This is a genomic window from Nodularia spumigena CCY9414 (genome assembly GCF_000340565.2).
Taxonomy (GTDB): Bacteria; Cyanobacteriota; Cyanobacteriia; order Cyanobacteriales; family Nostocaceae; genus Nodularia; species Nodularia spumigena.
The window spans coordinates 1,039,187-1,051,921 of record NZ_CP007203.1 but is presented as its reverse complement, the minus strand read 5'-3'; the positions used below and the strand labels follow the sequence as shown (position 1 = coordinate 1,051,921).

9 protein-coding genes are annotated in these 12,735 nt (G+C 42.8%); 3 read left to right on the top strand and 6 right to left on the bottom strand.

The genetic code is table 11. From position 1 onward, the window contains the following. Positions 1-844: 844 nt before the first annotated feature. From NSP_RS23885 to NSP_RS04680, 3 genes are all read right to left on the bottom strand, one after another. Positions 845-1,072, bottom strand: coding sequence for a DUF2839 domain-containing protein (locus NSP_RS23885; protein ID WP_231859534.1), 228 nt, complete (start codon positions 1,070-1,072; stop codon positions 845-847). Between the two features lie 53 nt (positions 1,073-1,125). Beyond that, the gene (locus NSP_RS04685) at positions 1,126-2,700 is read right to left on the bottom strand and encodes a group II intron reverse transcriptase/maturase (RefSeq protein ID WP_006196382.1); all 1,575 of its coding nucleotides are present in this window, start codon (positions 2,698-2,700) and stop codon (positions 1,126-1,128) included. A gap of 694 nt (positions 2,701-3,394) precedes the next feature. Then, the gene (locus NSP_RS04680; RefSeq protein ID WP_173403260.1) at positions 3,395-4,945 is read right to left on the bottom strand and encodes a helicase C-terminal domain-containing protein; all 1,551 of its coding nucleotides are present in this window, start codon (positions 4,943-4,945) and stop codon (positions 3,395-3,397) included. A gap of 141 nt (positions 4,946-5,086) precedes the next feature. Here NSP_RS04680 and NSP_RS04675 point away from each other — a divergent pair, with 141 nt between their 5' ends. The 3 genes from NSP_RS04675 to lysS all read left to right on the top strand — a co-directional run bounded on the left by NSP_RS04675 (position 5,087) and on the right by lysS (position 8,969). Next, the gene (locus NSP_RS04675) at positions 5,087-6,046 is read left to right on the top strand and encodes a M48 family metallopeptidase (RefSeq protein ID WP_006196380.1); all 960 of its coding nucleotides are present in this window, start codon (positions 5,087-5,089) and stop codon (positions 6,044-6,046) included. A gap of 618 nt (positions 6,047-6,664) precedes the next feature. Further along, entirely contained in the window at positions 6,665-7,093 is a 429-nt protein-coding gene (locus NSP_RS04670; RefSeq protein WP_006196379.1) for a hypothetical protein, read from the top strand. A 190-nt stretch (positions 7,094-7,283) separates the two neighbouring features. Further along, the gene (lysS, locus tag NSP_RS04665; RefSeq protein ID WP_017803834.1) at positions 7,284-8,969 is read left to right on the top strand and encodes a lysine--tRNA ligase; all 1,686 of its coding nucleotides are present in this window, start codon (positions 7,284-7,286) and stop codon (positions 8,967-8,969) included. Between the two features lie 139 nt (positions 8,970-9,108). Here lysS and NSP_RS04660 read toward each other — a convergent pair whose 3' ends face one another. From NSP_RS04660 to NSP_RS04650, 3 genes are all read right to left on the bottom strand, one after another. Beyond that, complete coding sequence (locus tag NSP_RS04660; RefSeq protein ID WP_006196626.1) at positions 9,109-11,325, bottom strand: FdhF/YdeP family oxidoreductase; 2,217 nt, start codon at positions 11,323-11,325, stop codon at positions 9,109-9,111. A 203-nt stretch (positions 11,326-11,528) separates the two neighbouring features. Continuing rightward, on the bottom strand, positions 11,529-11,972 hold the full coding sequence (locus NSP_RS04655) for a DUF29 domain-containing protein (RefSeq protein WP_006196625.1): 444 nt from the start codon (positions 11,970-11,972) through the stop codon (positions 11,529-11,531). A 95-nt stretch (positions 11,973-12,067) separates the two neighbouring features. Next, positions 12,068-12,664: a hypothetical protein gene (locus tag NSP_RS04650; protein WP_006196624.1), complete on the bottom strand. Its 597-nt coding sequence runs from the start codon at positions 12,662-12,664 to the stop codon at positions 12,068-12,070. Between the last annotated feature and the right edge of the window lie 71 nt (positions 12,665-12,735).

Here is a 12,735-nt window from a genome sequence, read left to right as displayed (position 1 = left end):
TCCCTACAAGGGAAGAGTAGCAAATGTCACAGGCTCTCCCCTGGAAGGAGAGAGATGAAAGTGTATTGCATAAAAACAACAAGTGCTATAGTGCTTTTGAAGTATTGGTTAGAACAGTCAAAAGCTCCTAAAAATATAGAGTTTGGGAGATAATTTTAGGTTTGTGGTTGGGATCTGTGGGCTGTGTGGGAGCAATGGTTAAAATATTTGTACGTGATTTCAACAAGAATACCAAATACTTAACCTAAATATCTATGGCTTAACACTGAGAATAACTGAACATGGGATAAGTATGTTGCCATTTCGCCAGTATGTATTTTCTCGCTTCTTGAGGTTGTGCTGCAAAAGCTACCCAAAAACCCAAAATTTAGTTTGAGATCAGCAAAAAAGATAGTATTGTGAAACTTCGCCCAATATATAGACAAATATTACCATATATTATCATTCATCACAGTGAAACCAGCTAATAGTGGGGATAGAGCAAACCTCAAGCCAGGGAATTCACATAAATTTATTGAAACAAGTACTGACAAATGTTAGTATGTATGGCTAACTGATTCACGCTGATGTCAATGGTAGTTTAAATATTTTACGTAAAGTAGTCCCGACAGCGTTTAGTCTAGGCATAGGGGGCGCTGTAGTTCGCCCTGTGGGGGTTATTCCCAGCAAACAAATGGCTGGCATGAGATATTATGTTTATGCTTTTTGGAACTATAGACTACATAAAACCTATTTTGAACAGAATAAATTCAACTATATAAATTTTAACAAATTTGGGGAAGTGTTGAGGGTGAGATTGGGAAACACCGCTATAGCTGGTACTTTGAGCATAGCGGCGCGTATTTTAATAGACTACTTGCCACCAACCAAAAGCAGGACCGATAAAACGAATAGTTATCCATGCTACAACGATCGCACCAATACAGAACCAGGTACTACGAGTAGTCAACTCCATAAACTTTTGGGATTGGGTTTTGGTGATGGGAACCCAAGGTAAGATGCGTGTATCTTGACCGTAGTTATTTCCCAGTGTAGTTTTGGTTGAGTCGATGTAAGGTATTATCCTTCGCACCTCTCAGTTAGATCCGTGCGTACCCGTTTCCGTGTACACGGCTCCCGATGTTCTTAGCTTGCGCTTTTGCTCATGTGCTTGTAATCGTGACAACTCTCGTGAATTGCTTGTAGATGATTTTTCTGACCGTTGGCATGATTTCCGTCGATGTGGTGCAGGTGAACCTTTTCTTCACCGATGAATTTCAGACCACAGGAAGCACATCTATGGTTTTGCTTGTTAAGAGCTTTAGAGGTTTCTCCGTCATAGAGCTTACTGTTACGTTTGCTCCAATAGGCTATATCTCCGTCGTAAGGTGATTTAGTTCCTTTGACAGGGATGTGTTTGTTTTCGGAGTAGGAAATTTTGGGAAACGCTTTATCTATCAATTTTTTGCTAGAGTGGCGTGTCTGTTTTGCTTCCTTGTTGAATACCGTGTAAGCTCTGTGACTCATAAACCAAAGTGATAACTTTGACCCGTCCATCTTGCAGAACTTATGGTAATTTCTCCAGCCTCTAACTACCGACGCTAATTTCTCAGCCTTTGTGGTAGCACCATAGTTCGAGTTGTTGACGATGTGTTTTACTTTCTTACGAAAAGCTTTGAAGTTATCCACTGAGGGATTACATCTAAACTTTCCGTTTTTCTGGACTTTGAAGTGCCAGCCAAGGAAATCAAACCCATCTGTCGCAGCGGTAATTTTGGTTTTCTTTTGGCTTACATTCATTCCGCGTTTGCGGAGGAACTCGCTGATTCTTTCAAGTATCTCTGTCGCATCATCTTCGGGTCGAAGTATAATAACCATGTGATCTCCGTATCGGACTGATGGCTCGGTGATCTCACTGACTGAGGTTTTGTTAGTAATTCTCTGTCCTTGATTCTCATGGTATCTATGTATACTCTCAATCCCGTTGAGGGCGATGTTTGCTAGTAGTGGGCTGACCACTCCCCCTTGAGGTGTTCCCTGTTGGGGAAATTCTGGGTTGACTCCTGCCTTGAGACATCGGAATATTCCGAGTTTTAAGCCTTTAGGGGCAATGATTCCGTCCATTATTGCTGAGTGATTAATCCTATCGAAGCACTTTTCAATATCGAGTTCAATTACTCGCTTATTTATTCCGTTAGCTTTGGAGTTAAGGTTTAGGAAGATGTACTTTTGTGCATCATGGGCGGAGCGCCCAGTTCTGAACCCATAACTCCTGGCGTGGAAAGTGGCTTCGTGTGCTGGTTCAAGTGCATATTTTGCGAGGCATTGCCAAGCTCTATCCGCGATGGTGGGTATCTTAAGCATTCTGGTAGTCCCGTCCTTCTTAGGGATGGGGATTTCCCGTAGTCCTTGATGCTTCCAATTTCCACTATTCATTTTCAGTAATTCTTCAAGGTTGAAGCGTTCTTCAAATGAGAGCGATTTTTTCCCATCAATACCCGCCGTCTTTTTACCAGCGTTTAGCTGAGATACTTGTCTGATTGCCAGAAATCGAGCCGAGGTGGATTTTAGAATGAGCTTTTGGAGTGACCGCGCTTTCCGCTTGTCTCCAACTTGAACCGCTTTAAATACGCGCTTTTGAAGGCGGAAAAGATTTCGGCGGAATTTCTTCCACGGTAGGGCTTTCCAAGATTCACTAGTTTTGTAACTGTGTCTAATCATTTTCTCTTCTGGAGTTTGTATTCTCTGAACACCTCAGTCCAATTACGGACTGTCCTACCCGAACTGTGGGGATTCCTCCGCTCGTCTGGACTACCTGAGATTCGACCGTCTCAAGACCCACAATTCGTTTTTCTTCGTTCCCTCGGAAAGATTGATTGTTCCGTTAGATGTAGCCAATTCAACTACTGGATTCCCTGGACTCTTGCCGTTACTCGACGCGTGTTCGGCGGGAATCAACTCCAGTGAGGTCAGGGATTTGGCGTTGCGCCCTGCCTGCAAATAAGTCGTTTTTCTAGGCTCTGTTTCATCGTAGGAACTCCCTGTTAGCGCCAGTGTCAACCCGCAACGGTCGTCTGATTGCGCCCTGTTCCCAGCTTCACTCTACAAGAACCGAGCTTGTTCGGTGTGGGCAGATAAGGAGTCAATTCTGAGTCTGAATGGCAAGACTTGCACTTGCATCTGACCGAGAGTTCAGCCTTTAATGACAGTAATCTGCTGTCGGACTGGTTTAGTTATGTACGGACTGATTACCGTGATTCACTAAACAACGAATCGCACACGACGTTTTGCTTCACCCATAATCAGGAATTCAAATTTAATGAGGTTTTAGGTTTTAAGATAACTGGCACCAAAATTGATGATAGCGCTTGCTAGGAGGCGATCGCTCTAGAATTGACAAAACGTAAATACTCAATTATCCGGGATCTTCCTCACTCGGATGGGAAAACAAGCTGGGATCAAGGTAGTTAATCCGTGCCAAAGGACTAAGAACAGCCAGGACTTGTGCGCCATAGCTCCGGTTAACTACACGGCTATCTAGTAAAGCCACAATACCTTGACTTTCTCGGACTGGTGCGATCGCTCGTTGTAATTCATTCAAAGCCTCTGGTAACAAAAATAACCGAAACCAATCCTGATGCGATCGCTTGTAATGAGCAACTCTACCAGCTACCAAAGGATTTTCTAAAGATGGTAACGGCAACGTGGCAATAATTAATAGATGGGGTGCTGGTAAAACCGATTGATGCGATCGCCAAAATTCCCAGCCACTGATTAAAATCCCATTCTCATCCAAACAAGTTTTTTCCACCTGTACCCGTGTACCAAACTCAGAAGCCAAAATAGCACCGACTTGAGCCTTCAGTGGCACATCTCCCACTAATACTACCGTTAAACCTGGGGCTGCGGCACTCAGACAAAGCAGTGTCCGAACCTTGTGAATAAATGCCGCTTGAAACTCTGGGGTATTGGGTAAAGGCAACTTATGGGGGACATACAATTGAATAGCAGTCCCTTGATGATCATTAGAAAACTTCAAACAAGTTACGTCATCTAAACCCAAACGCTGACGAAACAAAGGGGCTTCAGTTTCTGGTTCCAAGGCACTACCAATTAATACTACTGGTTGCCTCTGCCAAATAGCCTTGAGACTTTCGCCTAATTCAATCGGGGTGTAATGTAAAGAAAATAACCCTTGACGACGGGCGATCGTTGCCCAGAAGAGATTAGATGGGGGGAGATTTTCATTACTGGTAGAGAATTGCTGCCAAAAATCTTTCCAGGGATCTGGCAATGTTTCTACTGACTCCAGTTGTGAATAGAGATCACTTAAAATGTCTACTTCTGACTGGGAAATGAGATAGCACTGATATGGATTAACTGGGTGCTGAAAAAGTTTGTGTGTGAGTTGCGCCCGCGTAGAACGAATGATCTCGGCTTGGTCAGGACAAGCTAACATGAGTTGATCCCAGTCTTGGGGTTGAATATCTTGGGTAAGCTGATCACGTACCCAATCTTCTAGATCATCGACCCCATCAATAATTGTGGGAATGCCTGGAGGAAAACTATCAGCAGATGTGAACTGCCCTTTTAACCAAGCTTCAGGAGAAGTGAGGAGTAATGCTTGAAAATCATTTCCCGGCCAAACTTCACCTGTTCTGATGGGTTTGTTCGCTTGTAGCCACGGCTGGAGGCGGGGAATTTCCACTTGCAGAAGACGTTGCTGTACTGCTGCTGGGGCGACAATAATTACAGGGCCATGCCACATCAAAGCCGATGCCACAAAACTAGTGCGATAACGACCTTGATAGCCAGAAACCGCCCCAACTTGAATTAAGGCACTACGTCCTAGACGCAAGGCGCGTGCTACCAACCTGGCCATCGTTAAATGATGGGGCCAGGAAGGAAACCCCGACTGCGATCGCAGGAAGTTATGTAGTGACAAATGAACTTCAGCCTCAATCACAAGCTTTTCATCCCATACAAAGTGATTTCTAATTCCAATCGCCCCATTTCCATTATTCAGTTATCAGTCATCAGTTACCAGTTATCAGACTAATAACTTAGACTGTTCACTGTTCAATGTTCACTGTTCACTGATTAAATTATGCCTACTTACACAGGAATCTCCAGCGAAGCCTTCAGGCATCCACTGGATCGCCAAGCCGAAGAAGCTTTACGAAATTTACCGGGATTTGATTTAATATCTCGTAAATTTGTGGAATTTGTCTACGAACGCCCTCAGCTAGTCTATCTAATGGGCAATGCCATCCAAGTAGGTCCACGGCAATATTCCACTATTTACCAGATGTTCCGCGAATGTGTGCGAGATTTGGACATTTACCCAGAACCTGCTTTGTTTGTCGTACAAAATCCCCAAGCCAATAGCTATGCCCTGGGGCAAGAGAATCCTTACATAGTCATAAATACAGGGATACTAGACTTACTCGACGAAGCCGAGATTCGGGCGGTGTTAGCCCATGAACTGGGGCATATTAAATGTGGTCATACTATTTTAATTCAAATGGCGATGTGGGCGATGAGTGCTGCTTCCGCCTTGGGAGAATTAACCTTCGGTATTGGCAATTTCGTCTCTCAAGCTTTGATTTATGCCTTTTTTGAATGGCGACGCAAAGCCGAGTTAACCGCAGACCGGGCAGCTTTGTTAGTCATGGATGACTTAAATACTGTCATGTCATCTATGATGAAAGTTTCTGGCGGCTGTATCAAATATGCTCATGAGTGCAGTTTGCCGGAGTTTATAAAGCAGTCAGAAAATTATCATGCACTTGATGACGATGGACTGAATCAGGTTTATAAATTCTTGATTTACAACGGCGCTCAAGGTACGATGTTGAGCCATCCTTTCCCTGTGGAACGCCTACGGTATTTACAGGAGTGGGCAGTATCAGAAGAATACAAGCAAATTCGCCGAGGAAACTACCAGCGATCGGCATCCGGTGCTGTAAATGTTGCCGCCGAAACCTCGCCACAGGAAGTAGAAACCTTACGACAACAGATTGAAGAATTACAACAAGAAATTAACAAAATGAAAAAATCTGATTAGGGGCGGGTTTAGCTATATCCTCGTTACAGCAATTTTCATGTATTTAGACCACAAGCTGATATCTGTATTTCTTTCTTCCTTTGCGCCTTTGCGCCTAACGTACTTCGTACTTCGCTTCGCTGATGCGTGAGATATAAAGATGTGGTTCATTTAGTTCGTAGTGGCGTGGCAAGCTTAAAATGATGCAATAGAAAATGTTCGTAGTTGCGCTTTAGCGCGATTTTACTTAGAAATCTAATGCACTATTTTCGCCTTGTCAGTCCAGTAGGGTGTGTTATGCCGTAGGCTAACGCACCTTGAATTGTTGACACAAAAAGCCGAAGTTTTGACGGTGCGTTGCGCTGCGCGACAACACACCCTACTTAAATTTCTTGTGGAGTGGGCAAAGATGCCCGCTAACTGTTGCTTTAGTATATTTTGTAACTCAATATAAATTCACACAGCATTTTTGTAGGGTAAAGACCTTACCTATAGACAAAGGCTCTAGCATAATTTATCTTTCAAGATTCCCTGACGTTAGATAATACTTTCTAGGTGGACTGCTGTCCCCTTAACTAACACAGTGGAAAATTGCTGAAATATATCTCAGCAGAAAATTCGATGTAGGCACTTCAAAATATGGCAATTCACCTGATAAAACGGCTAACCGTATTCGCTAGTATTCTGACCTTTGTAATCTTGATTCCAGGAATTGCCTTGGCTGCACCAGTTCAAATCCATTCTGCTCCTAGTATCATTATTGCCCAACTTTTCGACGCAAATACTGAGTCTAGCTTATTTTCAAATACTAACCTTACACCGCAACAGCAGCAACAAATCCAGGCTGTACGTCAGAGAAGAAATAGAGAAATCGGGGCAGTATTGAATTGGGAGCAACGAACCAAACTGTCTCACAATATGCGTTCTGGCGATGACATCAATCAGGGTTTAGCAAAACTCAATTTGCCACCAGAACAAAAAGACCTGGTAAATGCGATCATGGAATTGACTAACCTGAAAATGCAGGCTATTTCATCTCGGAATTCGCTACAAATAGGGCAAAATTGAAAGTCTCATGGAATATCTCCAACACAGAATTCAGAGACGTTCCATGTCACGTCTCTACAAGGGTTTGGGAAAAAGCATACTTAATTTCTACTCGCCTAGCATTCTTGAAGTAGCCTACAGATTACAAATATCTATGACTATCAACTTTTCCAGCATCTATAATATATCTTGCCCTATTTAGTCCCTTACCATGTCGGAAGAAGATATCCGTGCCGCCAGGCTGGAAAAAGTCAACCAACTTAAGCAGCTAGGATCTAATCCTTACGCCTATCGTTGGGAGTCTACTCATCACACAGCCGAATTGCAAGCAAAATTTGTTGATTTACCCAGTGGTGAAGAAGTTGATCTAGATGTTGCCGTTGCTGGACGCATTATGGCGCGTCGTGTTTTCGGTAAACTGGCTTTCTTTACGCTGCAAGATGAAACTGGCACTATTCAACTTTATTTAGAGAAAAGTCGCATCCAAGAATGCATGGCTGATGTTGATGCTGATGCCTTCTCTCACCTCAAACAACTCACAGATGCAGGTGATATTCTGGGTGTCAAAGGCACTATTAAACGGACTGAAAAGGGCGAATTATCTGTCTACGTCAAAGAATACAGCATTCTGACAAAATCCCTGTTGCCTCTACCCGACAAGTGGCATGGTTTAACGGATGTTGCGAAACGCTACCGTCAGCGCTATGTTGATTTGATTGTCAATCCCGAAGTGCGGCAAACCTTCCGCCGTCGCGCCCAAATTACTGCGGGAATTCGTCGCTATTTGACAGAACGGGATTTTCTGGAAATTGAAACTCCTGTTTTGCAAAGTGAAGCTGGCGGTGCTGATGCGCGTCCGTTTGTGACTTACCACAACACCTTAGATATGCAGTTGTATCTGCGAATTGCTACAGAACTGCATCTAAAACGGTTGATTGTCGGTGGTTTTGAGAAAGTCTTTGAATTAGGGCGAATTTTTCGGAATGAGGGCGTATCGACTCGCCACAATCCCGAATTTACCTCAATTGAGGTTTACCAAGCCTATGCTGACTACCACGATATGATGGCGCTGACAGAGGGAATTATTACCACTGTTGCCCAAGAGGTACTCGGCACACTACAAATCACCTACCAAGGCACACCGATAGATTTATCAGCACCTTGGCGACGGGTGACGATGCACGATTTAGTCAAAGAATATACAGGCTTGGATTTCAATTCTTTCTCGACATTGGAAGAAGCGAAAGCAGCTAGTAAAAATGCGGGTCTGCATGGTATAGAAGATGTCCCATCAATGGGCAAACTTCTCAATGCAGCTTTTGAACAAAAGATAGAGGAAAACTTAATTCAGCCGACCTTTGTCATTGATTATCCTGTAGAAATTTCACCCTTAGCTAAACCCCATCGTTCTCAACCTGGTTTGGTAGAACGATTTGAATTATTTATCGTGGGGCGTGAGACTGCTAACAGCTTCTCTGAGTTGACAGACCCAGTAGATCAAAGAGAACGTTTAGAAGCCCAAGCTGCGCTGAAAGCTGCTGGTGATTTAGAAGCCCAAGGTGTTGATGAAGACTTTATCACGGCTTTGGAATATGGAATGCCGCCTACAGGTGGTTTGGGGATTGGTATTGATAGGTTGGTGATGTTATTAACTGATTGTGCCAGTATTCGGGATGCGATCGCCTTTCCGTTACTCAAGCCAGAAGGCAGTTTGATTAAGCAATTTAGCTATAATCCCCAAATTCAAACACTGACCATTGAATTTGATAGTGGTAGTGTTTACGAGTATTTCAAAGTACCTCCTAGCGTCAAAGAAGAGTTAGACAATGCACCGTCTAAAGGTCAATACTTTAACAAATCCATTAAAGGGAAATTTAAGCATGAACAATTGAGTTAAGGTATAACATGGTGCGTTGTGGTTCTACCTAACGCACCATCCATTTTTATTTCTCTTTATTATCTCTTTCTTGGCGTACTTGGCGTACTTGGCGGTTCGTTAATTCTTAATAATCAAAACCACTAGCCTGACAGAATTTTTAGTAAACAAACACAGGCACTCTTTTATAAGCAGGTGTACGAGAAAGCTGGTCAATTTTGGCTTTAAAAATTACGTTTACTTCAGGATAAAACATCATTGCTGCACCAGGGCGAATGTCTCCGCAAATAATTTCTACATCTTCTAATTGACCTGCGTCACCTTGCACTGTTACTCTTTGATGTTCCCTAAAACCTGCTGTTTCCATATCTTGAACATTCATCAAAATACAGTTACGGTGAGGCATTCCCCGATAATAATCCCCGTCTTTATAAACAACTGTATTATGTTGGGAATAACTTCTGCCTGTTCCCAAAATTAATACAATTCCTGGGGTTGATTCTGTAAAACCAAAATCTGCTTTACTGGGTAAATTTAACTTTGGTAAAGCAGTCACAAACATCTTGGCTTTACCTGTAGATGTGGCAAACTTGGGTGTATCTAAAATCCTGCCAGCAATGGTAAATTCTTCGCCTGTCTGATCAATTTCGGCAATTTTTTCGTAACCGGGAATCGTCTTCGCAATCAGTTCGCGGATGTACTTTGGATCTTGAAGTTTACGCCAATCTATCGGCGTATCTCCTAAAACTCTATGGGCAATTTGCGTAATTAATTCAATTTCAGAAATCAAATCAGCCGTTTTTAAATGAGTTTTTCCTGCATCATTAAGACGCACAAAATTATTACCCGATTCGGTGGTGGTTTTGTGGGGATTTTCAAAGCGCGTAAATACTGGGAGAATAATTGTATTTTGCTGGGCTAAACCGTGAAAATGTCCGAGGTTGGGTTTGGTAGCAACATAAAAAATAGTGGCAATTTTTCCCAAGGCGCGTTTTGCTTGGTTTAAATCTGGGTTGGCTGCATAGAGATTTCCCCCCAAACAAATCAAGGTGTCAACTTCTCCCTTCTCAGCAGCTGTAATTAATGCTCTTGTATCGTAGCCATGAATGCGACTGAGAGGACGTTGTAGGAGTTTTTCTAAAGCTTGCTGAATTTCCTTTTTCAAGTTGATGGTGACACCCATAGAGCCAAATCCTTGGACGTTTGAGTGTCCGCGAATTGGCATTGTACCTGCACCTGGTTTGCCGATGTTGCCTGTTAACAGGGCTGTATTGGCAATGCTATGAATGTTATCCACACCGTTTTCTTGTTGCGTGACTCCCATCGCCCAAGCAAATACTACGCCTGTAGATGTGCCAATTATCCGGGCTGCGGCGATAATTTCGGCTTGAGAAATACCACAAGTTGCAGTGATGCTTTCCCAAGGGGTAGTTTGGGCATTTTGAATAATGTTTTCCCAGTCTTCGGTATGAGCTTGGAGAAAATCTGATTTAATTAAATTTTCGGCTATTAATGCTTTTTGGATACCGACAAATAAAGCGACATCACTACCGGGTATTGGTTGCAGGTACAGTGAGGAAATTTCGGAACCACCAGCTAACAAGGATTTGATGGGATAGGCTGGGGAGGAGAATTTGACTAAACCAACTTCTACAGTCGGGTTGACAATGATTACTTTACCGCCCCTTTCCCGTAATTTGATTAATTCATTCATTAACCGGGGATGATTTGCTGGGGCGTTGGAACCAATTAAGACTATACAATCGGCTTGTTTGAGGCTTTCTAGGCTGACTGTGGAAGTCCCAGAACCGAACATTTGATTTAAGCCGACGGTGGAAGCTGCATGACACAAGTCTGAACAGTCGGCGAGGTTATTGGAATCAAGCGATCGCATCATCAATTGTAACAAAAATGCTGCTTCATTCGATGATCTCCCGGAACTGTAAGAAGCTAATTTCTGTGGTGGTTTTTGAAATGCTGTCTCGGCAATTTGATAAACTTCATCCCAAGAAATGCGCTCATAGTGGGAACTACCAGCCCGTAAAATTAAAGGATGACTTAATCTACCTAAATTATTCGCTGCTTGAGAATTTAATTGTTGTAATTGGCATAAATTATACTGCTTTTCAAAGGTAGTTTCTGCTTGTAATTCCGAGGCGATCGCTTCTACACTTTTCGCGCAGCGTTGCAAAACTTCCCCATCTTCATTGACAAAACCGCCCTTTTGTCCACCTGTCCCCCACGCGCAGGAAAGACAAGCACTTTTGTGAAATAACTTCTGCCAAACCTGGACACCATCAGCAGATATGGTCTTTTCTGCCCAATATTTAATCACAGGTATTCCGCCGCCCACATCTGGTGTTTTCTCAGCACTCATGACTTCACCTTGAAACAATAACCATTGCTGACGATGAGATTTGAAGGTTAGAAAATCAACACCCTGAAATTAACTATTTTGGCGTTGCTGATTTCAAATATGAATTTGTTTCACGCAAAGGCGCAAAGGCGCAAAGGTACGAAGAAGAAGAAAGGTCATTTTGGCATTTCATACTTTGATTTAGCAACGCCACTATTTTAAGTTTAATTCAGTTCTGCGAAAAAATCAGGATTTAGCGTTTGTTCTAAAGTGTAAGGACATATTTCTGGAAATACCTGTTCACCCAATTGAGTCTCGCGAATTGCTAAAGCTAAACCTAATTCATACGCATCGGGAAAAACCTGAGCCAAATAGGGTTTTAAACTAGGGCTATCTTGCAGCAATAACTTAATTTGTACACGTTGTTCTCGAATTGTACCTAACCAGCTATTACTACGTTTTTCTGGTTGAAACTGCCATTTTAATAAATGTCCTAATAATAATCCTAGCCGATTTCTCAGTTCTTGCCGTTCTCTTCTGCCCAAAGTAGCAATTTCTTCAATCAGGTTAAAAGTATCTAATTTATCCCATTGTTGATTCTGAAGCAGATTAATTTGCTCTTGAGTCCAACCATAGAAATCCGCTTCATATCGGTGTGAGGTGTACATCCTTCTTCACTTGGCGCTCTTGGCGACTTGGCGGTTCGATAATCATATAAAGAAATTGGGTGTTGATCAGTTCAAAACTGAAACACCCAACATCACTAATTTGCGACTTCAGCGATTTCAATCACGCGCCCTTCATAGTCCTTAACCAAAAAATTGAGGGGCTTTTGGTTGCGAATCTTGAACTTCAAACCGCGCATTTCCACTCGTAATAAAATCAGATCCAAGCAGTCACGATCAAAACAAACATGACGTTGCTGATTTTTATTACCCAAACTAGCCCCGGTAATGACGTGCAACTGGGTATTTTTTTTCATTTGATACCACAACCCATCGTTAGCGTTATTCATCACCTTATTCGACCAACTGGGACTGGTAGACATATAAAGTGGATCAATACCAGTAGCGCCTAAAGTTTGTTCGTAGTTGTAGTAGTAGTGCAAAGGTACTTCGGCGGCTGGCAAATCTAGCAGCCCTTCATACAACTGTCGGGCGATTTCCAAGTCAGACACCATGACAGTGTGGACTTTGGGCGCACTGGTGAGGAACATCCACATAGCGCCAGCATAAGCCGCCAGCAATATCACCATAATGCCTTGGGTGGAAAATAAGCTATCCAAGGGCAGGGAAGACAAAAAAGAGCCGAAATTCAGAGGGGCGAATAAGAAAGGCATCACATTAGCTGCTATAACCATGAACAAACCAAAAGATTATATAAGGGAGAACTTTTATTATTGTCGATGTTCTTAGTTTATCAATACTAAAG